At 66.6% G+C, this 22,538-nt stretch carries 19 protein-coding genes; 8 read left to right on the top strand and 11 right to left on the bottom strand.

What is annotated here, in order from left to right; all coding sequences use genetic code 11:
• Positions 1 to 10: 10 nt before the first annotated feature.
• Together AC3ANN_RS15395 and AC3ANN_RS15390 are read left to right on the top strand one after the other, a co-directional pair.
• Entirely contained in the window at positions 11 to 751 is a 741-nt protein-coding gene (locus AC3ANN_RS15395; protein WP_488338263.1) for a hypothetical protein, read from the top strand.
• 173 nt (positions 752 to 924) lie between these two features.
• Positions 925 to 1,950: an endonuclease domain-containing protein gene (locus AC3ANN_RS15390; protein ID WP_488338262.1), complete on the top strand. Its 1,026-nt coding sequence runs from the start codon at positions 925 to 927 to the stop codon at positions 1,948 to 1,950.
• Between the two features lie 233 nt (positions 1,951 to 2,183).
• Here the strand turns inward: AC3ANN_RS15390 and AC3ANN_RS15385 are convergent, their stop codons facing one another.
• The 3 genes from AC3ANN_RS15385 to AC3ANN_RS15375 are packed head-to-tail and all read right to left on the bottom strand — an operon-like array spanning position 2,184 to position 3,777.
• A complete protein-coding gene (locus AC3ANN_RS15385; protein ID WP_488338261.1) occupies positions 2,184 to 2,414 on the bottom strand; it encodes a helix-turn-helix domain-containing protein in 231 nt (76 codons plus the stop codon).
• Positions 2,411 to 3,154: a hypothetical protein gene (locus AC3ANN_RS15380; protein ID WP_488338260.1), complete on the bottom strand. Its 744-nt coding sequence runs from the start codon at positions 3,152 to 3,154 to the stop codon at positions 2,411 to 2,413. The genes AC3ANN_RS15385 and AC3ANN_RS15380 overlap by 4 nt, the downstream gene beginning before the upstream one ends.
• The gene (locus tag AC3ANN_RS15375; protein WP_488338259.1) at positions 3,151 to 3,777 is read right to left on the bottom strand and encodes a hypothetical protein; all 627 of its coding nucleotides are present in this window, start codon (positions 3,775 to 3,777) and stop codon (positions 3,151 to 3,153) included. Before AC3ANN_RS15375 ends, AC3ANN_RS15380 begins: the two co-directional genes overlap by 4 nt.
• Positions 3,778 to 3,990: 213 nt before the next feature.
• Here AC3ANN_RS15375 and AC3ANN_RS15370 point away from each other — a divergent pair, with 213 nt between their 5' ends.
• Positions 3,991 to 6,516, top strand: coding sequence for an ATP-dependent Clp protease ATP-binding subunit (locus AC3ANN_RS15370; RefSeq protein ID WP_488338258.1), 2,526 nt, complete (start codon positions 3,991 to 3,993; stop codon positions 6,514 to 6,516).
• Positions 6,517 to 6,578: 62 nt separating this feature from the next.
• Here AC3ANN_RS15370 and AC3ANN_RS15365 read toward each other — a convergent pair whose 3' ends face one another.
• The 3 genes from AC3ANN_RS15365 to AC3ANN_RS15355 are packed head-to-tail and all read right to left on the bottom strand — an operon-like array spanning position 6,579 to position 9,745.
• Positions 6,579 to 7,406 (bottom strand): carbohydrate ABC transporter permease, encoded by an 828-nt coding sequence (locus AC3ANN_RS15365; protein ID WP_488338257.1) that lies wholly within the window; start codon positions 7,404 to 7,406, stop codon positions 6,579 to 6,581.
• Complete coding sequence (locus tag AC3ANN_RS15360; protein ID WP_488338256.1) at positions 7,403 to 8,365, bottom strand: carbohydrate ABC transporter permease; 963 nt, start codon at positions 8,363 to 8,365, stop codon at positions 7,403 to 7,405. The genes AC3ANN_RS15365 and AC3ANN_RS15360 overlap by 4 nt, the downstream gene beginning before the upstream one ends.
• 57 nt (positions 8,366 to 8,422) lie before the next feature.
• Complete coding sequence (locus tag AC3ANN_RS15355) at positions 8,423 to 9,745, bottom strand: ABC transporter substrate-binding protein (protein ID WP_488338255.1); 1,323 nt, start codon at positions 9,743 to 9,745, stop codon at positions 8,423 to 8,425.
• Between the two features lie 405 nt (positions 9,746 to 10,150).
• Between AC3ANN_RS15355 and AC3ANN_RS15350 the strand changes: the two genes are divergently transcribed.
• The 5 genes from AC3ANN_RS15350 to AC3ANN_RS15330 all read left to right on the top strand — a co-directional run bounded on the left by AC3ANN_RS15350 (position 10,151) and on the right by AC3ANN_RS15330 (position 16,903).
• Positions 10,151 to 10,687: a hypothetical protein gene (locus AC3ANN_RS15350; RefSeq protein ID WP_488338254.1), complete on the top strand. Its 537-nt coding sequence runs from the start codon at positions 10,151 to 10,153 to the stop codon at positions 10,685 to 10,687.
• Between the two features lie 17 nt (positions 10,688 to 10,704).
• The gene (locus tag AC3ANN_RS15345; protein ID WP_488338253.1) at positions 10,705 to 13,245 is read left to right on the top strand and encodes a hypothetical protein; all 2,541 of its coding nucleotides are present in this window, start codon (positions 10,705 to 10,707) and stop codon (positions 13,243 to 13,245) included.
• A gap of 153 nt (positions 13,246 to 13,398) precedes the next feature.
• On the top strand, positions 13,399 to 14,583 hold the full coding sequence (locus AC3ANN_RS15340; protein ID WP_488338252.1) for an ROK family transcriptional regulator: 1,185 nt from the start codon (positions 13,399 to 13,401) through the stop codon (positions 14,581 to 14,583).
• Positions 14,580 to 15,869 carry a family 4 glycosyl hydrolase gene (locus tag AC3ANN_RS15335; protein WP_488338251.1) on the top strand — a complete coding sequence of 430 codons (1,290 nt, stop codon included), beginning with the start codon at positions 14,580 to 14,582 and terminating at the stop codon, positions 15,867 to 15,869. Before AC3ANN_RS15340 ends, AC3ANN_RS15335 begins: the two co-directional genes overlap by 4 nt.
• Positions 15,857 to 16,903, top strand: a complete 1,047-nt coding sequence (locus AC3ANN_RS15330; RefSeq protein WP_488338250.1) for an N-acetylglucosamine kinase — start codon at positions 15,857 to 15,859, stop codon at positions 16,901 to 16,903. Before AC3ANN_RS15335 ends, AC3ANN_RS15330 begins: the two co-directional genes overlap by 13 nt.
• A gap of 385 nt (positions 16,904 to 17,288) precedes the next feature.
• Here AC3ANN_RS15330 and AC3ANN_RS15325 read toward each other — a convergent pair whose 3' ends face one another.
• From AC3ANN_RS15325 to AC3ANN_RS15305, 5 genes are all read right to left on the bottom strand, one after another.
• Positions 17,289 to 18,122, bottom strand: coding sequence for a carbohydrate ABC transporter permease (locus AC3ANN_RS15325; RefSeq protein WP_488338249.1), 834 nt, complete (start codon positions 18,120 to 18,122; stop codon positions 17,289 to 17,291).
• Positions 18,119 to 19,039 carry a carbohydrate ABC transporter permease gene (locus AC3ANN_RS15320; protein WP_488338248.1) on the bottom strand — a complete coding sequence of 307 codons (921 nt, stop codon included), beginning with the start codon at positions 19,037 to 19,039 and terminating at the stop codon, positions 18,119 to 18,121. The genes AC3ANN_RS15325 and AC3ANN_RS15320 overlap by 4 nt, the downstream gene beginning before the upstream one ends.
• A 71-nt stretch (positions 19,040 to 19,110) precedes the next feature.
• Positions 19,111 to 20,376 (bottom strand): ABC transporter substrate-binding protein, encoded by a 1,266-nt coding sequence (locus tag AC3ANN_RS15315; RefSeq protein WP_488338247.1) that lies wholly within the window; start codon positions 20,374 to 20,376, stop codon positions 19,111 to 19,113.
• A 68-nt stretch (positions 20,377 to 20,444) separates the two neighbouring features.
• Complete coding sequence (locus AC3ANN_RS15310; RefSeq protein WP_488338246.1) at positions 20,445 to 21,809, bottom strand: protein O-GlcNAcase; 1,365 nt, start codon at positions 21,807 to 21,809, stop codon at positions 20,445 to 20,447.
• On the bottom strand, positions 21,806 to 22,537 hold the full coding sequence (locus tag AC3ANN_RS15305) for an SIS domain-containing protein (protein WP_488338245.1): 732 nt from the start codon (positions 22,535 to 22,537) through the stop codon (positions 21,806 to 21,808). The genes AC3ANN_RS15310 and AC3ANN_RS15305 overlap by 4 nt, the downstream gene beginning before the upstream one ends.
• Position 22,538 lies beyond the last annotated feature (1 nt).

The following is a 22,538-nucleotide window of genomic DNA, read 5'->3' as shown; positions in this document are numbered from 1 at the left end:
GGAGGCTCGCATGACCGCTCGTTCCCGTTCACTCGCCGCCGCGTTGGGCCTGGCACTGCTGGCCGCAGGAGCCCTGACGGCGTGCGCGTCTCCGGCCGGATCGGGCCCATCGCCGTCGCCGTCGGCGACGACCGGCGGCTCGGGCCAGGATTCCGAAGTCTCGGCGGCGTGGCTCGACAACGGACGCATGGTCGGCCTGGTCACTATCGGTTCGTCCACGTGCGTGCCGATCGCTGGTGACGTCGCCTACGCCGACGGTGTTCTCGAGGTCGAACTCGTCGAGCCGGAGGATGCCACGGCATGCACCCGGGATCTGGTGCCCGGGGCGACGATCGTGGCGCTGCCGGAGGGCATCGCCCCGACGCAGGAGCTCGAGATCCGCGTGACCGGCGACGGGTACGCCGGCGACACCGATCTCGACGGCGTCACAGGACTCGACCCGAGCGGCGAGCCCGACTACCTTCCCAGCGCCGGCTGGGCGGACGAAGACGGCCAGTTCGTCATCCTGTCGTGGGGATCGTCCTCGTGCGCCCCGACGCTCGAGTCGACCGAGGTCTCGTCGCCGACCGAGGTCACGGTGACCTTCGCCACCCCGCCCGCCGACCAGGTATGCACGATGGACATGGCGCCGCGCGGCGCCGTCGCGCAGGTGCCCGACGACTCGGCCCTCGACGACGACGTCGAGGTGTTCGCGGTGCTGACCGGGGGCGAGTTCGACAACGTCCGCATCCCCATCATCGGCAACGACTGACCCGGTGGAGTGACGGATGCCGCGCCCCGCGGCATCCGTTCTCCTCGTTGAGTCGTCACAGATGGTGGGATGCCGGTCCGGGGCATCGCCGTCCGTGGCGACCGAACGAGGTACGCTGCCCGGTCTGTGGACAACGTCCCCGCCGCCGGGCGCGGATGCGGCAGGGTTTCCTCATGCCGGGGTCAGAGCTGCCGCCGGGGCTGGGGGCGAACTTCACGGTCGCCGGCGCTCGGCGCGCGGGCGTGTCACGCGGTCGCCTGCGCGCCACCGATCTCGAGGCGGTCTTCCATGGAGCGCGGACGGTCCGCTCCGCCGCGGGACAGCAAGGCGGTGACTCCTTCTACTCGCGGAGTCACGAGGTCCAGCGGATTCACGAGCGCGCTCGGCAGTATTCGCCCGTCATGCCGTCGAACGCGTTCTTCAGTCACGTCACGGCAGCTTCTCTCTGGGATGCGCCTCTTCCGCCGCGGTTGTTCACGTCGGTGGCGGGCGGCGGGCCTTCGTCCGCCGCGCTCGATGCTGAGATGCTCCACGTCAGCGTGCCGTGGCCATCGAGGGCGCTTCGCGGTGCGGGTGTCATCGGCCATGCGCTGCGTCCCGAGCTTGCGACGGTGCGTCGACATCCCACATCCGGTCTTGCGCTCGCAAGCCCCGCGACGACGTGGATGACACTGGTCGGGCAGGTCACCCACACCTATGACCTCGTCGCGATCGCAGACTTCTTCGTTCGCGTGCCGCGTGCGCCGCACGGCTTGCGTCGCCGCATCGCTGCCACGCCGATCGCGACGATCGCGCAGCTGACCGCCGCGCTCACGGCAGGACGGCGCCTCGGCGCACGGCAACTCGCGGCGGCCCTGGAGCGTGTTCGGACGGGCGCATCCTCGCGCCTGGAGACCTGGACCCGCCTGACCTTGGTCGACGCCGGCGTCCCCGAGCCTGTGCTCGACTTCGACGTGATCGATGACGATGGCACGTTCCTGGCGTGCGTCGACATGGCGTATCCGCATGCCCGCGTCGCTGTCGAGGCCGAGGGCACACATCATGCGAGCGTCGGGCAGTGGCAGAGCGACATCGATCGATACGCCCGGCTTGAGAGCGCCGGCTGGCGCGTCGTCCGTGTGACGTCGCGGATGGTCTTCGTCACGCCGTCGGTCCTCGTCGAGCGCGTGCGGGCGGCGCTGGCCCACACCACCCGGTGACACTCTCCGGTCAGCTCCGCCGCCCCCGCTCCCTCCCTGCCACCCGCCGCCCGCCGGGGTGCTGGCCGAGAGACCCTGGGTCGTCACGAATCGACGCCGCAAGACCGCCCAGGCCGCCATTCGTGACGACCCAACGCCCCGTGTGTGGGTGAGTCGCCACGGATCGCATCACTAACGGCAGGCCGTACCGCCGCATGTGACGACTGACGTCGAGTGCCGGATGCCGCGGGCGCTCAGTCGGCGCGGACCAGGAGGTCGCCGATCTCGCAGTCGAGGGCGCGGCAGATGGCCGAGAGCGTCGAGTAGCGGATCGCGCGGGCCCGGTCGTTCTTGAGGATCGACAGGTTCACGACCGAGACTCCGACGAGCTCCGACAGCCGGGTGAGCGTCATACCCCGCTCCTCGAGCAGCTCGTCGAGCCGGCAGTGGACGCCGCTCGGGCCTTCGTCGTCGGCGGGGGTCATACGAGCCCCTCGGTCTCGCGCTGCAGCACCGCGCCGCGCCGGAACACGACGCCCAGTGCGCCGAGCGCGCAGGCCGCGACGATCGGCCACAGCGGCACGGTCAACCGATAGATCCCCGTCGTCGCGACTGCGGCGCCCGAATCCGGTGGGGGAAGCACCTCGGCCGCAGCCAGCGCGCGCCCCGCGCTCGTCACCAGCTCCGCGCCCAGACCCGCGACGAGGACGAGCAGCGCGGAGATGAGCAGCCAGCGACCCACGACGCGGCTGAATGGCGCACCTTTGAGTGCCTGCGCGCATACGACGAGAAGCAGCACCGCCGGAGTCGCCGCGAGCACGAGACCCAGGATCTCACCGAGCGCCAGCACGGTGCGGGTGCCGACGCTCAGCATGGCGATGGTGGCATCAGCGGAAGTCACGTGTGCGCACGTCAGCGCAGTCGTGGTCGCCTCGTCCGGAATCGCCTGCTCACAGGGCAGCGTCGCGGGCCACTCCAGCGAGACCGGCATCAGCGGCACCCACGTGTCTCCGCCGCTGAGCCATTTCCACACCGTGATGATCAGCCCCACCGCCGTGATCGCGATCCACATGCGGGCGAGCGCCGCTGTCACATCGAGCACGGGATTCGGGCTGTGCCGACGACGGGCGTCCCATACGAGAAGACCGATGATGCCGGCGATGACGAGCAGACCCACCGCGATCCACAGCATCGCGCCACCGAGGTCGGGCCAGCCGATGCTCATACCAGCAGCTCCGTCTCACGCTGCAGGCGCGCGCCGATCGCGAACGATGCGGCGACGAGCGCGAGCGCGAAGCCCCAGCCGACGGGCGCAAGGTCCAGCTCCACGAGGAGCGTCCAGAAGACGTCCGTGACCTCGGGGGAGTCCGCTGCCAGGTCGTCCACCAGCATCGCGCGGCCGATGGCACCGAACAGCTGGCCGAAGACGCCGCCTGCGAGCACGAGACAGGCAGCCGCGCCGATCGCGCTCGACATCGCGGGGCGGAAGGGCCGTGCTCGCATCAGCGACACGCCCAGCCACCACGCGACGATGCAGACGCCGATGGTCGCCAACGCGGGGAGCGCCTGCTCGAGCAGCAGCATCCAGCTCACGCCGGCGGGAAGCGACGTGAACGTCACGTCGGCGGACGCGTAGGACGCCGCCGTGATGTCGGGAACGCTCGAGAGTCCCGGCACCTCGCCACCGGTGACGGGCATGCGGAGCGTCGGTTCGCTCGCGAAGACGGCGAACGCCGCGCGGACGACGGCCACCAGGGCCGCCGCGGCGACGCTGATCGCACCGGTCGCGATGAGACCCAGCGCGAAGCCCTCGCCGCGCGAGACGTGCGGACGTGCTGTCGTTGACATCGGATCACCAGCTCCATATCGATAAACGTTGTTATCGAAAAACGATAAGCCAACGGATGCCTCGGCGCAAGGCATCCGTCATCGCGAAAGTCCCCAGGCGCAAGGCGCTATGCCCACGGCGAACACGGCCATCCGCTTCCCGCCCCCTGGCTACCCTCGATGTAAGGCGCCAGAAGTGCATCACCGCACTCCGCGCGCCCCGGAGGAAAAGCGATGTTCGAGAGATTCACCGACCGTGCCCGTCGTGTGGTCGTCCTCGCCCAGGAAGAGGCGAAGATGCTCAACCACAACTACATCGGCACCGAGCACATCCTGCTCGGGCTCATCCACGAGGGCGAGGGCGTCGCAGCCAAGGCCCTCGAGAGTCTCGGCATCTCGCTCGACGCCGTGCGCGAGCAGGTGCAGGACATCATCGGCCAGGGGCAGCAGCAGCCGACCGGCCACATCCCGTTCACCCCCCGTGCCAAGAAGGTGCTGGAGCTGTCGCTGCGCGAGGCGCTGCAGCTCGGCCACAACTACATCGGCACGGAGCACATTCTTCTGGGCCTCATCCGCGAGGGCGAGGGCGTCGCCGCACAGGTGCTCGTGAAGCTGGGCGCCGACCTGAACAAGGTGCGGCAGCAGGTCATCCAGCTGCTGAGCGGCTACCAGGGCAAGGAGCCCGCGGGCGTTGCCAGCGGCGCCGGAGAGCAGACCCAGGGCACCACGCAGGGAGGCTCCCAGGTGCTCGACCAGTTCGGCCGCAACCTCACGCAGGCGGCGCGCGACAACAAGCTCGACCCGGTGATCGGGCGCGAGAAGGAGATCGAGCGCGTCATGCAGATCCTGTCGCGGCGCTCCAAGAACAACCCGGTGCTGATCGGCGAGCCGGGCGTCGGCAAGACGGCGGTCGTCGAGGGGCTCGCTCAGGCGATCGTCAAGGGCGACGTGCCCGAGACGCTCAAGGACAAGCAGCTGTACTCGCTCGACCTCGGCTCGCTCATCGCCGGCTCCCGCTACCGCGGTGACTTCGAGGAGCGCCTGAAGAAGGTCACGAAGGAGATCCGCACGCGCGGCGACATCATCGTCTTCATCGACGAGATCCACACCCTGGTGGGTGCCGGTGCCGCCGAGGGCGCGATCGACGCGGCGTCGATCCTCAAGCCTCTGCTCGCCCGGGGTGAGCTGCAGACGATCGGCGCGACGACGCTCGACGAGTACCGCAAGCACTTCGAGAAGGATGCCGCGCTCGAGCGCCGCTTCCAGCCGATCCAGGTCGCCGAGCCCAGCCTGCCCCACGCGATCAACATCCTGAAGGGCTTGCGCGACCGCTACGAGGCGCACCACAAGGTGCAGATCACCGACGGCGCGATCGTCGCCGCCGCGAACCTCGCCGACCGGTACATCTCGGACCGCTTCCTGCCCGACAAGGCGATCGACCTGATCGACGAGGCCGGTGCACGCCTCCGGCTGTCGATCCTGTCGAGCCCGCCCGAGCTGCGCGAGTTCGACGACAAGATCGCCAAGGTCCGCGAGGACAAGGAGCAGGCCTCCGAGGACCAGGACTTCGAGAAGGCCGCGTCGCTGCGCGACGAGGAGAAGTCGCTGCTCGCCGAGCGCCTGCGCCTCGAGAAGCAGTGGCGTTCCGGCGACGTCGCCTCCCACGCGGTGGTCGACGAGGGACTGATCGCCGAGGTGCTCGCCCAGGCGACCGGCATCCCGGTGTTCAAGCTCACCGAGGAGGAGTCGAGCCGCCTCGTCTTCATGGAGAAGGCGCTGCACCAGCGCGTCATCGGCCAGGAGGAGGCGATCGCCGCCCTCTCCAAGACGATCCGCCGTCAGCGCGCCGGCCTCAAGGACCCGAAGCGCCCGTCGGGCTCGTTCATCTTCGCCGGCCCCACCGGTGTCGGGAAGACCGAGCTCGCCAAGGCGCTCGCCGAGTTCCTGTTCGACGACGAGGCCGCGCTGATCTCGCTCGACATGTCGGAGTTCGGTGAGAAGCACACCGTCTCGCGTCTGTTCGGCGCCCCTCCCGGGTTCGTCGGCTTCGAAGAGGGCGGCCAGCTCACCGAGAAGGTGCGCCGCAAGCCGTTCTCGGTCGTGCTGTTCGACGAGATCGAGAAGGCGCACCCCGACATCTTCAACTCGCTGCTGCAGATCCTCGAGGAGGGTCGCCTGACGGACGGTCAGGGGCGTGTGGTCGACTTCAAGAACACCGTGATCATCATGACGACCAACCTCGGCTCGTCGGCGATCGCCGGCGGTCCTGTGGGTTTCCAGGTCGAGGGCGATCAGGGCACGACGTACGACCGCATGAAGGGCAAGGTCAACGAGGAGCTCAAGCGCAACTTCAAGCCCGAGTTCCTCAACCGCGTCGACGACATCATCGTGTTCCCGCAGCTGTCGAAGCCCGAGCTGGTGCAGATCGTGGATCTGTTCACGAAGCGCCTCGGTGAGCGTCTGCTCGACCGCGACATGACGATCGAGCTGTCGCAGGCGGCCAAGGAGCGGCTCATCGAGATCGGGTTCGACCCGGCCCTCGGTGCTCGTCCGCTGCGCCGCGCCATGCAGCGCGAGGTCGAGGACCGCCTGTCGGAGAAGATCCTGCACGGCGAGCTCGAGGCGGGCGATCACGTGAAGGTGGATGCCGAGAACGGCGAGTTCGTGTTCGAGAACGGTCCGCGCGGCGAGAAGGTGGCCGTCGGCGTCACCTCGCGCGGCGAGATCAGCGCGACGCCTGACCTGGCGGCCGGCGCGTAGCGCGACGACACCACACGACGAGGAGCGGATGCCTGCGGCATCCGCTCCTCGTCGTTCTCGGTCTACTTGAGGCTGCCCGCGGTCAGGCCCTCGGTGATCTGCCGGTTGAAGGCGATGTAGATGATGATCATCGGGAGCGTCACGATCGACAGCGCGGAGAACAGCAGGCTGTAGTCCGTTACGTATCGGCTCGAGAACGCGAGCAGGCCCGTCGGAATCGTCTTCAGGGCATCGTCCTGGATGTATAGCAGGGCGAGGAGGAACTCGTTCCAGCAGGAGAGCGCCGAGAACACCGCGACCGTGGCGAGCCCTGGCCGCAGCAGCGGCATCGCGACCATGCGGAAGATGCGGAAGTCTCCAGCGCCGTCGATCCGCGCGGCCTCGAAGAGCTCTTCGGGTATCTCGTCGAGGAACACTTTGAGCAGGTACGTCGCCAGGGGGAGCCCCATCGCCGTGTAGGGGATGATCAGGGCGAAGTACGTGTCGGTGAGCTCGAGCTGCGTGAACATCGTGCTCTGCGCGATGAAGTACGACTGCAGCGGCAGGATGAGGCCGAGTGACAGGAGACCGAGCAGCAGCTTCGCCCCGCGGAATCGATACCGGCTGAACGCGAACGCGGCGGCGGACGAGAGCACGAGGATCGCGAGGACCGACACCGCGGTCACGATCGCGCTGTTGAGCGCATACCGTCCGAGGTTGCCGACCTCCCACGCCTCCGCCCACACCGAGAAGTCGAACTGCGTGGGGGGCGCGAACGGGGTCGTGAAGATCTCCGAGTTGGATTTGAAGCTCGACAGCACCATCCAGATCAGCGGGACGAAGAACGCGAGCGCCAGGAGGGCGAGCGCGACGTAGACCAGGCCACGGCCGAGCCGGATCCCGACGCTCATCGGACCAACTCCGGTGCGACGACGGGTGCTGCGGGCGACACGGGCGCGAGCGCGGCTGTGTCGTCACTCGGCCTCCGCGGTGCGCGATCCTGCCGATCCGCACGGCGGCGCAGCGTCGTCGTGATGAGGCCGATGGCGACGACGACAGCCGTGAGGACGACGGCCATGGCCGAGCCGTAGCCGACCTCCCCGGTGTGGAAGACCGACTGCACGAGGTACGTCGTCGGGATCTCCGTTGCGTGGTACGGCCCGCCGTTCGTGAGGACGTAGAAGAGGTCGAACGACTGGAACCCGCCGGTCACGCACAGGAGGATGGCGACCTCGATTGAGTTGCGGATGATGGGCACCCGCACTCGCCAGAAGATCGTGCTCTCCTTCGCGCCGTCGAGGCGGGCGGCCTCGACGACTTCGGTGGGGACCTGCCGGAGCGCCGCGTAGAAGATCGTCATGTAGAACCCGGCGTAGACCCATCCGGACACGAGGCAGATCGCGAGCAGCGCGGTCTGCTCGTCCCCGAGCCACACGCGCGTCCAGTCCCCGAGTCCGAACGCGCGCAGTGCCCCGTTGAGGAGCCCGAAGTCGGGGTTGTAGACGAAGGACCAGAGGACCGCGACGACGACCATCGGGAGCATGACCGGTGTGAAGATCGCGACCCGGAACCAGAGCGATCCGCGTCTGACCGAGATCGCGAGACCGGCGAGGACGAGGCCGAGGAGAACCTCGACGACGAGCGTCGCGAGGATGTACAGGACGACGTTCACGAACGACTGCTGGAACACTGCGTCGTCGAAGGCGCGCACATAGTTGTCGACGCCGACGAACACCGCTTCGCTGTACCCATCCCACTCCGTGAGGCTGAAGGCGCCTGTGAAGACAAACGGCACGAGCACAGCGAAGCCGAAGACGACGAGTGCGGGGGCTATGAACAGATACGGGGCAAAGGGCCGGTATGCCCTCATGAATCCTCCGATCGTGCAATGCGGGGCCGAGGCAGTCGCCTCGGCCCCGCATTGTTCCTACTTGGCCAGCGTGTCCTGCAGCTGCGCGAGGGCGTCCTCGGCGGTCGTGCGACCCCCGAGCACCTCGGAGAGGCTGCGGTAGAAGGCATCGGCGACGTCGAGCTCGTAGCCGGTGTCGGGCGGGCTGATGACGACTTCAGACTCCGAGAGGAGCGAGTTGAGGCGCACCGTGCGCTCGTCGATCGAGTCGGACGCGGTCGCCGTCACCGGGACCGCTTCGGCCTCGATGAACGCTTGCGTGTTTTCGGCGGAGCTAAGCAACGCGAGGAACTCCGCCGCCTTCTCCTGCTTCTCGTCGCCGCTCTTGGCGTTGATGATGTACCCCGTGACGACGCCGATGACGCTCTCGGGGTCGGCCTCGGACGGCATCGCGGGGAGGTTCTCGAAGTCGAAGTCGAGGTCGGGCGCTTCGTCGATGGCCCAGCTGACGAGCCACGACCCGATCGCGTGCATCGCGGCCTTGCCCTGGAAGAAGAGCTGTGCGCCCTCGTTGTCGTCGATCGCGTTGACCGAGTCGTTGACGCACTTGTGCTCCGCGAGGTCCTCCACGTACCCGAACGCCTTCTGCCATTCGGGTGTGTCGAAGTCGGCTTCGCCGCTGAGCGCCTTGTCGTACGCCTCGTGCCCGACGACGCGCGATACGAGGTGGGCGAGCCAGTTGCCCGCCGCCCAGAGATCCTTGTTGCCCGACGCGATCGGGATGAAGCCCTCCTCGTTGAGCGTGTCACACGCGTCGAGCAGCTCGTCCCATGTGGTCGGAACCGCGACACCGGCGGTCTCGAGGATCTCGGTGTTGTACCAGAGCACGTTGGTGACGTCGGCGATGTGCGGCAACATGAGGATCCGCCCATCGACGGTCACCGCCCCGTACTGGGACTCATCGAGGACGCCGGTGAGAGGGCCGTCCTCGATGAAGGGCGTGAGATCGGCCGCGAAGCCGTCCGCATCGCGCTCGAGCATCCGGTTGCCGACCCACTCGAAGTAGAGATCGGGCGCGTTCCGGCCGTTCAGAAGGTTGGGCAGGCCGATCGTCTGGTAAAGATCGTCCTTCTGGAAGTTCAGGTCGACCTTCCAGCCGTCGTTGGCGGCCTCGAACTCATCGGCGACGGACTCCCAGACGCGGATCTGCGCCTCGCCGGGCGAGCCCATCGCGATGCGCAGGGTGTGGTCATCCGCGGCCGACGCACCGCCGGAGCAGCCGGCGAGGGCGAGAACCGCGACGCCCGCCGTCGCCAGCGCGACGCCGGTGCGCAGGTGCTTGTTCACCGCGAATGCGGCTGTGGAGGCCAGAACCGGGCGGGCATGTGCGACGCTGCGCATGTTGTCACCTTTCGAGTTAGTAAGGTTTCCTATCTGCAGATTAGATCTTAGACGCAGGGGTTCTGTCAATGACAGCCGATCACACGGACGCGAAACGTAGTCGAGTCGTGATCGGCACGCGGGACGACGTCGGTCGGTGCGCGGCACGGATGCGCGGCACTGCGGGAGCCCCAGCTTCGGCGACCGCCCTTGAGCGTCTACCGCTCGGTTGCGAGCACGCAGGGGAGCAGGGGCCGCGAACGTGAAGGCGACCGTTGACACTGCGGACCATGGCCGCTAACTTCCAGATAGTAAAGTTTCCTAACTTGATGGAGGTCGTGGCTGGCGGACTGACGAAAGCTCGAAGTAACCACCGACGTGAAGTCGGCAACATCATCGCTACATCACAACTAGGAAGGAAAAGCCATGCGCTTCAAATGGAAACCAGCGGTTCTCATCTTCGCCATACTCGCCTGCCTTATGGGAGCGTCGTCATCCGTATTCGCTGCCCCGCCTGTCCACGCACAGAAGACGACGGTGCTCTACACCTACGATGAGGCGCTGAGCAAGCTCGGTTCATCCGATGCAGAAGCCGCGGTGAAGACGTACATCGGCTTTGTTCAGGACGCGACGTATCACCCCGCGACCGCCAACCCCGGCGTCGACATGCCGACACACCTTTCCAACGCCAACACCTTCGTGAACCACGAATTCGATGTCAAGCCTTCTCTCTTCCCGGCGCTTCGCGGTGTGAACACCTCGGTCATCGACCACAAGCGCAAGACCATGTGGATCGGCACGGACAACGGCGTCACGAAGATCAACCTGAAGAACAACAAGATGACGGAGTACCACGCAGCCGATGACCAACTCGTCGATGACAAAGTGCTGCTGCTTATCTCCGATGACGGCAAAGGCGTGTTCGTGATCACGGAATCCGGCGTTGCGCGGATCTACCAGTAAGGAAGGAGAGCGACTCCATGTCAATCATGAACAAGAAGCTCAAAGCGCTGATCGGTAGTGCTACAGCGGCCGCTCTGCTGGTCTCGCTGCCTGCGATGCCGGCTCTCGCGGCCAAGCCGCAGGCAGACTCGTTCTCGGCGGTCAAGCTGGAACCAAGTCGCACGAAAGAGGTCACCTACTACAAACCCGGGACGACGACGCCGGAGATTCAATGGGTCACGGACAAGACGGCGCTGAAGTTCTTGCCGATCGAAGTGACCGATGACGTCACGACTGTGGTGAAGGACGCCGAGGGCGTCTACTGGATCGGAACTGAGAACGGACTGCAGCGCGTCAACTTCGATGAAGAGGATGAGCGTGACATCGTGCAGTACTTTGCCGGACCACGCTACCTCTTCGACGGTGACGATCATGTGACTGCGCTGGCCAGCGACGGACAGGGCGGTGTTTGGGTTCAGAATGCGCGAGGCATCACGCATATTGCGATGCCGTTCAAGACGCTGCAGGAGAAGGCCGCTGTCTATGAAGACATCATTCAGGCGGTTCATGATCGCAGGGGGATGACCTCGGATGCGGGGTTCACCTTCACCCCCACCGACGCGACGCGCGGGATCAACTACAGCGACGGCACGTTCACATCGCATGCAGGAACGTCCGACAACGATGGACTGTGGACGGCGATGTACGCCATCGGTGAGATCTACCGCTACAGAACCCTCCTCGAGCAGGGCGGCTCGCAGGCGGACGTCGCTGCGGCGAAGGATGCCGCACTTCGCGCCACGAAAGCGGTGCTGCTGCTCGACTACGTGTCCGGCCGGGGCAATGGCTTTCCGGCACGCTCGTACATGTTGACGAGTGAAGCAGGAGCACAGACTTCTGACGGCACGGACTTCGGCTACCAGAGCCAGAATGGATTTTGGTTCCATCCGGTGATGGACGGCTCGTCGAACCCGAACGGCATCATTCCGAGCATGGAACGTTTCGATGAGGACGGCAACCTCATCGAGCCGATCGGTTACGCGAATGTCCGCGTGACCAAAGATGCGATGACCAAGATCGGCGGCAAGCTGTTCCCTTCAGGGGGCGACGGCGAGATGAACTACAACGGGCTGACGCTGACGGCGGATGCGGTGGCGAAGCTGAACGCTTCACGACCTGCCGATGCACAGCTGGGCACCGACGTCTATGTAAAAGTGAACGATTCGGTGCAGCAAGTGCTTCCGGTCATCAGTTCGGCTACCAACACCAAGAAGAACCCGAGTGCTGACACCGGGACAAGCGCCACGAATCCGCCCCTGTTTCAGCTCACAGTGCCGGTCTACGAGCAGATCCCGACGTTCTTCAACGACTTGTTCCCTGAGTCGGCGATCAAGGATGGCAACATCGATATGAGCCAGATCGTCTACAAGGCAGACACGTCGTCTGACGAGGTCATCGGCCATTATGCTCTGTTCTTCGCAGCCAACGAGTACCTCGTGGGTGAGAGCAGCGATCCGGATATGCTCGCGCTCAAGGGCATCATCGAGCAGACGACCGAGCGCATGACCGATCTGATTCTGAAAGATGATCACTTCTACATCGAAGATGCGACCGGCAAATCGACCCTGTGGTCCAAGTGGTTCGCCAAGTATTTCAACGACGCCACAGGTGCGATGGAGCAGCGTCTGGAATGGGCCTCCAACGTCGGCGTCGACGCGGATGGCGAAGATTCGCTTTCGTACGGGTATGAGGATGCGCCACTGAATGCGTTGGAAGTGATGTCCATCCTCAAGACGGCCAGCAACATCATCGGCAAGCAAGATTACAAGGACGCCTATGAGCTGCTTTTCGACGCGTCGGGATACAGCAAGGAAGAGCCGTACATCAACGGCAAGGGCTACATCGACATGGCGAACGAATATATTGATCGCCGTCTCGTCAGGCAAGCGACGAATGCATACGGGATCAACAACAATGAAATTGTGACCCGAGACAATTATGAAGCTGCGTATGCCGAAGCCGGCGATGACGTCCAGGAGCGTTCCAACATCAACGCCACTCTGCATCATGATTGGACCCAGTACATCAACTACTCCGACGAGGAGTTGGCGTGGTTCGCGCTGTATCCGCTCATTCTGCAGGAAAACGATCCGACCAAGCGCGGGCAGATCGTCACGGCATTCGATCAATGGTACGTGAATGAGGTGCGTGAGGAGAATCCGTACTATACGTTCCTGTACCAGCTGGCGCACCCGGAACGGAAGGACATCGATCTCCAGTCGGCCGTTCGATACTTGTCGCGGCAGTACGAATATCAGATCGAGTTTCCGATGCAGATGGACCGGCAGGATGTCTTCTACATCGAACCGGGCGATCGCGACGATTACAAGCAGACGAACTATGTATTGCCGCCTGACGAGCGACGTGCAATGAAGAACAACGGGAATCCATTCGAAGCCGAGAACGCGGCTACGGGGGTATATCCCGGTTACGATTACAACAGCGGGAGCTTTGTCGTCGGATTTACGTTCACGTTGCCGTACTGGATGGGCCGGTACCACGGCATCATCAAGGAGTAGCGCGACGCGAGCCGCATGAGAAGACCACCACACCGGCGTGTGACAACGCTCGTGTGGTGGTCTTCTCCGTCAGCGGGGACGGGCGTTGACAGCACGTCCCGCGGCCTATTACAGTCGAGATAGTAAAGTTTCCTAACTTCCCGGAGGATCGTGGTGACCGCATCGGTACCAGGCGACAACCGCGGCCCGGCACCCGCACAGCCAGGCCTGCTACGCACTCTGAACAACCGTGTGGTGCTCGACCTGCTGATCGAGCACGACACGTTGAGCCGCAGCGACGTGCGCACACTCACAGGGCTCTCGAAGCCCACTGCGTCGTTGCTGCTCCAGCGGCTTGAAGAGAGCGGCCTCGTGCACCCGAGCGGGTTCGGCGAGACTGGTCCCGGAGGTCGTGCACCGCAGCTCTACCGCGTCAATCCGACCGCCGGGTATGCCGCCGCCGTCGACGTGCGCCCCGGGAGCGTGCGAGTGCGCATCTCGAACATCGCGGGGGCCATTGTCATGGAGCGCGTGGACGAGAACGATCAGGCCGCAAACGGCCCGGACAGTGCCGCCGCCATCATCCGGTCTTGCTGCGACACGGTAGGACTCTCGCCCGCCCAGCTCGATGCGATCGTCGTCAGCGTGCCCGGCTCCTACGACATCGCGACCGACACTCTCCGCTTCGTCGACCATCTGCCCGGCTGGCAGCACCCCTCCGTCGGTGCCGAGCTGCGAGTGCTGTTCCCCAACGCGTCGATCGCCATCGAGAACGACGTGAATCTCGCCGCGATCGCCGAGCGGCACGCCGCCCGCGGCGAATCCGAGAGCTTCTTCCTCTTCTGGCTAGATGATGGCGTCGGCGGAGCGATCATGATCGACGGGGCGCTTCATCGCGGCAATCGCGGCGCAGCCGGCGAGGCCGCATTCTTGCTCATTCCCGGTGCGGTGCTCGATGCGAAGAGCCGCACAGACGGCGCGCTCGAGCGCATCGTCGGCGAGCAGGCGCTGCGTGGGCTCGCGGCCGCGGCCGGGCACGAGGCAGCGACCGCGCCCGAGGCGCTGAGTGCACTGCTCGAGGATCCCGCTGCAGCGCCTGCCGTCGCCGAGCTCTGCAACCGCTACGCGTGCGCCATCGTCTCGGTCATCGCATTGCTCGACCCCGCGCGTATCGTGCTCGCCGGCGAGCTCGCGCGGCTCGGCGGCGAGCGGCTGCGCGCCCAGGTCGCCCGGGAGCTCGCCGCGATCATGCCCGCGGCGCCGCCGCTCACGCTCACCGTGGCGACCGATACTCCGATCCTCGACGGCGCCATGCTCATGAGCCTCGGGATCGCACGCGACCGGGTGTTCACGACGTGAGCGGGCGGCGCATCCGGCTGGCCGTGGTGGGCGGCGGCTCCACCTACACGCCCGAGCTCGCGGACGGTATCGCTCGCCTCGGCAAGACCTTCCCCGTCGAGGAGCTCGTGCTGGTGGACCCTGACCCCGCACGCATCGAGGTCGTCGCGGGGCTCACATCGCGCATCCTCGCCGCTGCCGGCAGTACCTGCCGCGTCACCACGACTGCCGACATCACGGCGGCCGCAGAGGGTGCAGACGCAGTGCTCGTGCAACTGCGTGTCGGCGGGCAGGCCGCCCGCGGTCGCGACGAGAGCTGGCCGCTCGAGTGCGGCTGCATCGGGCAGGAGACGACGGGGGCCGGCGGACTCGCCAAGGCGCTCCGCACGATCCCGATCGTGCTCGACATCGCCCGTCGGGTGCGTGCCGTCAACCCCGACGCCTGGATCGTCGACTTCACCAACCCGGTCGGGATGGTGACTCGTGCGCTGCTCGACGACGGGCATCGCGCGGTCGGCCTGTGTAACGTCGCGATCGGCTTCGAGCGGCTCTTCGCCTCGCTGCTCGGCGTCGAGCCGGAACGGATCGAGCTCGACCACGCCGGGCTCAATCACCTCAGCTGGGAGCTCGGCGCGCGCATCCGGCACGACGACGGGACAGCCACCGAGGTGCTTGATCGTCTCATCGACGTGCACGGCGATGCGCTCGTCGAGGAGACCGAGCTGCCGCTCCCACTGCTGCGCTCCGAGCGCGTCATCCCCTCGTACTATCTGCGCTACTACTTCCAGCACGACGAGCTCGTGTCGCTCGCCGTCGACCGGCCCTCGCGCGCCGCGCAGGTCGCGGCGCTAGAGGCGGAATTGCTCGAGCTCTATGCCGATCCGACACTCGACCGCACGCCCCCGCAGCTGCGCGGCCGTGGCGGTGCGTACTACTCGGATGCCGCGGTCGGCCTGCTCGCGAGCCTGCTCGGTACGGGCGCAGCACGCGATCACATCGTCAACGTGCGCAACCGCGGCATCCTGCCGTTCCTCGACGACGAGGCGGTCATCGAGGTGCGTGCCAAGGTGGGACCGGACAGCATCCTCCCACATCAAGTGCCCGCGCCACCTCCACTTGTCTCGGGGCTTGTCGCGCATGTCGCGCGCTACGAGCAACTCGGCGTGGAGGCCGCACTGCACGGCGGTCGCGACCGGGTGGTACGGGCCCTTCTCGCGCATCCGCTCGTCGGGCAGTACGCGACCGCGCAGGCGCTCGCCGACCGGCTCATCGTCGAGAACAGGGAGTGGCTGCCGTGGGCGCATTGACCGAACCGCGACTGCTCGCGTTCGACGGCGGCAACAGCAAGACCGACGTGCTGCTCGTGGACTTCGAGGGGACGGTCGTCGCGCGCGCGCGTTCGGGGCCTTTCGCGCCTCACATCATCGGTGCGGGCCCCGCTGTCGCGACAGTGGCACCCGCCGTGGAACACGTGCTCGCGATCGCCGGCCTCGCCCGTGTCGACGTCGTCGCCGGTTATCTCGCCAACGCCGATCTCCCCGAGGAAGAGGTGGCGATCGCCGACGCGATCGCGTCCTACGGGTGGGCCCCCCGTGTCGAGGTGCACAACGATACCTTCGCCATGCTTCGCGCGGGCACCGACGCCGCAGCGGGCGTCGCCGTCGTCTGCGGGGGCGGCATCAATTGCGTCGGGATCGCGCGCGACGGACGTCACGTGCGCTATCCCGCACTCGGCCGCGCCACCGGCGATTGGGGCGGCGGGTTCGCGATCGGCAAGGAAGTGCTCTGGCATGCGTGCCGCGACGAGGACGGCCGTGGCCCGGCGACCCTGCTGACCGAGCTCGCTGCACGGCACTTCGGATGCTCGTCCGCCGTCGAGATCGCGACAGGCATGCACCTCGGCACGATCGACCGTGATCGCATGCACGAGCTTGTGCCATTGCTGTTTGCTGCGGTCGACGCGGGCGACGCCGTCGCCGCCGGAATCGTGCAGCGTCAGGCCGAAGAGATCGCACTCCTCGCGACCACGACGATACGCCGCATCGACGCGCTCGACGCGCCCATCGACGTCGTGCTGGGCGGCGGCATGCTCACGAGCCGTCACCCGGCGCTCATCGAGCCCGTGCTCGAACGCATCGGCGCGGTCGCGCCTGGCGCCGTCGTCTCGGTCGTCACCGATGCGGCGATCGTCGGCGCCGCGCTGCTGGGCCTCGAGCACCTGGATGCGCTCGTGGGCCAACGCGGCTCTGCCTCCGCCCGCCGTGAACGACTGCGGGCCACGCTGAACACCCCTCACGAAGTGCGGGCCACGCTGAACACCCCTCACGAAGTGCGGGCATGACGCTGCACATCGGACTGGCGGGAACCGGCCACTGGGCCGACGTCACGCACGCGCGGACGGTCGGCGATGCACCACTACGAGTTCCAATCACCCGACTCGACGCCGCGGTGCGGAGTGAGGGCGGACTGCTGGTTCCCGCGGAGGACGCCATGAGCCAGGGCGAGTCGGTGGATGCCGCCACTCTCTCTTGGCGGGAACGTCGGCGGGTGCGCGGTTCTCGACCCGCTCGGCATCACGCGCGCCCGCGACATGTCGCAGCGCCCTCTCCCAGCTCGCCGCGCGGCGAGATCAGTGCGACGCCGGATCTGGCGGCCGGCGCGTAGCGCGACGACACCACACGACGAGGAGCGGATGCCTGCGGCATCCGCTCCTCGTCGTTCTCGGTCTACTTGAGGCTGCCCGCGGTCAGGCCCTCGGTGATCTGCCGGTTGAAGGCGATGTAGATGATGATCATCGGGAGCGTCACGATCGACAGCGCGGAGAACAGCAGGCTGTAGTCCGTTACGTATCGGCTCGAGAACGCGAGCAGGCCCGTCGGAATCGTCTTCAGGGCATCGTCCTGGATGTATAGCAGGGCGAGGAGGAACTCGTTCCAGCAGGAGAGCGCCGAGAACACCGCGACCGTGGCGAGCCCTGGCCGCAGCAGCGGCATCGCGACCATGCGGAAGATGCGGAAGTCTCCAGCGCCGTCGATCCGCGCGGCCTCGAAGAGCTCTTCGGGTATCTCGTCGAGGAACACTTTGAGCAGGTACGTCGCCAGGGGGAGCCCCATCGCCGTGTAGGGGATGATCAGGGCGAAGTACGTGTCGGTGAGCTCGAGCTGCGTGAACATCGTGCTCTGCGCGATGAAGTACGACTGCAGCGGCAGGATGAGGCCGAGTGACAGGAGACCGAGCAGCAGCTTCGCCCCGCGGAATCGATACCGGCTGAACGCGAACGCGGCGGCGGACGAGAGCACGAGGATCGCGAGGACCGACACCGCGGTCACGATCGCGCTGTTGAGCGCATACCGTCCGAGGTTGCCGACCTCCCACGCCTCCGCCCACACCGAGAAGTCGAACTGCGTGGGGGGCGCGAACGGGGTCGTGAAGATCTCCGAGTTGGATTTGAAGCTCGACAGCACCATCCAGATCAGCGGGACGAAGAACGCGAGCGCCAGGAGGGCGAGCGCGAACAGAACGAGCGGGCGGACGAGGCGCAGGCGCGTGACGGCGCTCAACGTGCGGCCTCCTTCGCCTCGGCGACGAGCTTGCGGTGGGTCCGTCCTTCACGTCCGGCGGCCCGCCGGAGCGCGGTGAGGAGCAGCCCGACGGCGACGATGACGAACGTGAGGATCACCGCCATCGCGGAGCCGTACCCCACCTCGCCTGTGCGGAACACGGCTTGGACCAGATAGGTCGTCGGGATCTCCGTTGCGTGGTGCGGGCCACCGTTGGTCAGCACGTAGAAGAGGTCGAACGACTGGAATCCGCCGGTCACACATAACAGGACGGCTACCTCGATCGCGTTGCGGATGATCGGAACGCGGACCCGCCAGAAGATCGCCCACTCCCCGGCGCCGTCGAGACGCGCCGCCTCGACGACTTCCGCAGGCACCTGCCGGAGCGCGGCATAGAAGATGGTCATGTAGAAGCCCGCATATACCCAGCCCGACACGACGCAGATCGCAACAAGGGCGGTCTGCTCGTCGCCCAACCACACGCGGGCCCACTCCTCGAGGCCGAACTGGGTGAGCGCCGCGTTGAGCAGTCCGAAGTCCGGGTTGTAGACGAAGGACCACAGGAGCGCGACGACGACCATCGGAAGCATGACAGGTGTGAAGATGGCCACGCGGAACCAGATGCTTCCCCGCTTGACGGTCAGCACCAGCCCCGCGAGCAGAAGCCCCAGGACCACCTCGAGGACGAGCGTCACGAGGATGTAGACGACGACGTTGAAGAAGGACTGCTGGAACACCGTGTCCTGTGCGGCCTCGACGTAGTTCTGCAGGCCGATGAAGAGCTGGTCGCCGTACCCGTTCCACTCGGTGAGGCTGTAGTAGCCGGTGGTGACGAAGGGCGCGAGCACGGCGAAGGCGAACACGGCCAGGGCCGGCGCCACGAACAGGTACGGCGACAGTGTTCGGTGGGGCTTCATGGGTTCAGCTCTCTGAGCGTGTGCGGACATACGCGGGTGGGGCGCCCCCCGCGGGAAGCGCCCCACCGGTCTCAGTCCACCTGCTCCGCGAGCTGCGACACCGCATCGTCGGCGGACGCGCGACCGCCGAGCACTTCGGCGAGTGCCCGATAGAACGCGTCGGCGACCTCGAGGTCGTATCCGGTGTCGGCGGGACTGATGACGACGTCCGCTTCACCCAGCATCGTGTTGAGCCGCACCGTGCGGTCGTCGATGTCTTCCGAAGCCGTCGCGCTGAGCGGCACGGCCTCCGCGGCGATGAAGGCCTCGGTGTTCTCCGGCGTGTACAGCATCGCGAGGAACGCGGCCGCCTTCTCGATCTTGTCGGGTGAGCTCTGGGCGTTCACGACATGGCCCGTGATGACACCCTCGACGCTGCCGGGCTCGACCTCGGACGGCATGGCCGGGAGATTCACGTAGTCGAACTCCAGATCGGGAGCCTCATCGATCGCCCAGCTCACGAGCCAGGAGCCGATCGCGTGCATGGCCGCCTTCTCTTGAAAGAACAGCTGCGCACCCTCGTTGTCGTCGATCGCGTTGACCGACTCGTTGACGCACCCGTGCTGGTGAAGCTCCTCGATGTAGCCGAACGCCTCCTTCCACTCCGGGGTATCGAAGCTCGCCTTGCCGGAGAGCGCCTGGTCGTAGGCGTCGGCGCCGACGACGCGCGAGACGAGGTGGCCGAGCCAGTTTCCCGCAGCCCAGAGGTCCTTGTTCCCCGAGGCGATCGGGATGATCCCGGCGGCATTGAGCGCGTCGCACACGTCGAGCAGGTCTTCCCACGTCTCCGGCGGCGTGACCCCATGCTCGGCAAGAAGCTCGGTGTTGTACCAGAGGACGTTGGAGACGTCGGCGACGTGGGGCACCATGAGGATGCGGCCGTCGACCGTGGCGGCGTTGTACAGCGCGGGGTCGAGGACTCCCGCGAGGGCGCCGGTCTCGACCTGCTCGGTGAGGTCCGCCGCGAACCCGTCTTCGTCGCGTTGGAGCAGACGATTGCCCACCCACTCGAAGTAGATATCGGGCGCATTGCGGCCATTGAGCAGGTTCGGGAGCCCGATGGTCTGGTACATGTCGTCGTCCTGATAGTTCAACTCGACGGTCCAGCCTTCGTTCGCGTCTTCGAACTGCGCGGCGACCTCGTCCCAGACGCGGATCTGCGCTTCACCGGGCGATCCCATCGCGATGCGGAGCGTCTGGTCGTCTCCACCTGACGCGCCCCCCGCGCAGCCGGTGAGCGCGAGGGCGGCTGCGCCGGTGAGCGCCAGTGCCGCGGCTGCGATCCTCTTTCTTCTCATGCGTTTCTCCTGTTTCTCGGGTGTGGTCGGTACGGCCGGCAGGTCGCGGCGGCCGAGGGGCGAACGGATCACGAGGCCCACTCCGGGTGACCGCAGAGATCGTCCAGCGTCATGTCGAGGACGTCGCCGAAGACACGGCGCCCGCGAGTGCGGAACTCGGCGAGCATCGGGGCGAGCACGGCGGCCCCTTCTTCCAGTCGCCCGCGCGCGGTCTGCGCGCCGATGACCTCCAGGGCGCGGACTCCGAGCTCGAACGACTCGAGCCATGGGCGCGCCTCGGTGACGAGGGCGGTGTTCCGGCAGCGCCCGCTCAGCAGGTGGTCTGCGGAGCCCCGCAGCTGCGCGGCCAGCGGAAGGACGGCATCCGCCGCGCGGCGGGGATCTCCGAGGAGCATGGCGAACGCGTGATCCTCGAGCGCCCTCGTCACGTAGGGGGCATCATCGGCGCTCAAGCACGACGACCGGACGTTCTCGGCGAAGTCGCGGTACGCATCGACGTCCTCCTCGCCCACCACGTCTCGCAGCGCGACAGTCCAGCTCGCCTCGGGGTCGTAATCCTTCGGAGACCACAGGTAGTCGGCGATCGTCGCGAACGCGATCTTGGACGATTCGAACAGCGACATGCCGTTCGCGATGATGCCACCCGACACCGTGTCCAGCTCGGGCGAGCGACCGCGGTACGGACCGATGTGCAGCTCGTGGCCCATCGCGACGTCGTTGACGGGGTAGTTGTCCCAGTACAGCGGCCGGCGGCCGGTTGCGCGCGCGAACGTCTCGGCGTCTGCGACGTCGAGGGTCGCAGAGCAGATCGCACGGCCGGTCCAGAAGAGGCCGATGTCAGGGTGGAGGGCGCCGCCGAGCTCTCTGATGTACGCCTCATCGCCGTACCCCCAGTACTCGGTCGGGCACACGACAAGGCTCGCGCCGGCATGCATGGCGCGAAGACGTTCGAAGACCGCGTTCGCCACCGCGCTCTGAGCTTCGGCGAGGCTCCCGAATCGCACGAGATCCTGATCGTGCTGCAGACGGGCGGGGATGTCGTCGAACAGCAGGCCGAAGCGGCGCACCCCGAGCCCCGCCACCGTCGTGAGCTTCGCCACCAGCGCCTCGGCATCGGGAGCGCTCGAGTAGCGGATGCTCAAGCCGGGCGAGATGCAGTACACGAACTCGACAGCGTGCGCGGTGCACGTGTCGACGAGCTCCTCGATGCGCGCTCGATCACCGGCGTCGTATTCGCGCGCCCACTCGCGCCGCATGAACGGATCGTCCTTCGGTGCGTAGACGAAACGGTTCATGCCGCGGGCGCCGATGAACCGGATCATGTCGAGACGCTGCTCATGCGACCACGGCCGTCCGTAGAAGCCCTCGACGACGCCGCGCTCTGCGAAGGCGGGGTGACCCGTCTTACCGATGCCGAACGGTGAGCCGGTCATCCGCGGCGCTCCATCAGCAGTGCGTTGATCGCGTCGCCTTCGTCGATGTTGCTGCTCGCGAAGACGCGCGGGACGACTCCCGCCTCGACCGCGATGGAGACCGCCTCCGCGACGATGGCGTTGACGATGGCAGCTCCGACAGCGGTCGAGGTCGGCGCGACCGCACGGTCCAGACCCGCGATCTGGATCGCCGCATCCCCGGGCGCGCCACCGTTGTCGATCACGACGTCGGCCACGTCGAGCAGACGCCGATCGCCGCCGCGAGGCGCCGTCGACGCGGAGTGCCGCCTGCTCGTGATCGCGACCACCGCCAAGCTGCGAGACCTCGCGTCCGCGGCGAGCTCGACGGCGACGGGATTGCGGCCCGAGTTCGAGAAGACCAGGAGTACATCACCGGCGGTCACGCCATGGCCGTCCAGGAGGACGGTGGCCAATCCTGAGAGGCGTTCGAGGCTCGTGCTGAGGGAGGCGTCGGCGTGCAGCATCAACCCCTCGAAGAGGATCGGCCGGACGTCGACGAGTCCGCCCGCCCGGTAATACATCTCCTCGGCGAGGAGGTGGGAATGCCCGGATCCGAACGCGTGGATGCTGCGCCCCGCGACGAGTGCGTCGGCGACGAGACGCGCTGCCGTCGAAATGCCCTCCCATTCCTCGTCCGCCACGCGTCCGATCAGCCGCGAGACCTCCGCGAGATACTGCCGGCCGGAATGAATATCGACGTCTGTCATG

Source organism: Microbacterium sp. STRO-2N, assembly GCF_057747775.1.
This window is presented reverse-complemented; position numbering and strand designations above follow the sequence as displayed.

Excerpts from the sequence above, each read along its gene's own strand:
- AC3ANN_RS15395 (WP_488338263.1), top strand. The coding sequence starts at position 11 with ATGACCGCTCGTTCCCGTTCACTCGCCGCCGCGTTGGGCCTGGCACTG.
- AC3ANN_RS15390 (WP_488338262.1), top strand. The coding sequence starts at position 925 with ATGCCGGGGTCAGAGCTGCCGCCGGGGCTGGGGGCGAACTTCACGGTC.
- AC3ANN_RS15385 (WP_488338261.1), bottom strand. The coding sequence starts at position 2,414 with ATGACCCCCGCCGACGACGAAGGCCCGAGCGGCGTCCACTGCCGGCTC.
- AC3ANN_RS15380 (WP_488338260.1), bottom strand. The coding sequence starts at position 3,154 with ATGAGCATCGGCTGGCCCGACCTCGGTGGCGCGATGCTGTGGATCGCG.
- AC3ANN_RS15375 (WP_488338259.1), bottom strand. The coding sequence starts at position 3,777 with ATGTCAACGACAGCACGTCCGCACGTCTCGCGCGGCGAGGGCTTCGCG.
- AC3ANN_RS15370 (WP_488338258.1), top strand. The coding sequence starts at position 3,991 with ATGTTCGAGAGATTCACCGACCGTGCCCGTCGTGTGGTCGTCCTCGCC.
- AC3ANN_RS15365 (WP_488338257.1), bottom strand. The coding sequence starts at position 7,406 with ATGAGCGTCGGGATCCGGCTCGGCCGTGGCCTGGTCTACGTCGCGCTC.
- AC3ANN_RS15360 (WP_488338256.1), bottom strand. The coding sequence starts at position 8,365 with ATGAGGGCATACCGGCCCTTTGCCCCGTATCTGTTCATAGCCCCCGCA.
- AC3ANN_RS15355 (WP_488338255.1), bottom strand. The coding sequence starts at position 9,745 with ATGCGCAGCGTCGCACATGCCCGCCCGGTTCTGGCCTCCACAGCCGCA.
- AC3ANN_RS15350 (WP_488338254.1), top strand. The coding sequence starts at position 10,151 with ATGCGCTTCAAATGGAAACCAGCGGTTCTCATCTTCGCCATACTCGCC.
- AC3ANN_RS15345 (WP_488338253.1), top strand. The coding sequence starts at position 10,705 with ATGTCAATCATGAACAAGAAGCTCAAAGCGCTGATCGGTAGTGCTACA.
- AC3ANN_RS15320 (WP_488338248.1), bottom strand. The coding sequence starts at position 19,039 with ATGAAGCCCCACCGAACACTGTCGCCGTACCTGTTCGTGGCGCCGGCC.
- AC3ANN_RS15315 (WP_488338247.1), bottom strand. The coding sequence starts at position 20,376 with ATGAGAAGAAAGAGGATCGCAGCCGCGGCACTGGCGCTCACCGGCGCA.
- AC3ANN_RS15310 (WP_488338246.1), bottom strand. The coding sequence starts at position 21,809 with ATGACCGGCTCACCGTTCGGCATCGGTAAGACGGGTCACCCCGCCTTC.
- AC3ANN_RS15305 (WP_488338245.1), bottom strand. The coding sequence starts at position 22,537 with ATGACAGACGTCGATATTCATTCCGGCCGGCAGTATCTCGCGGAGGTC.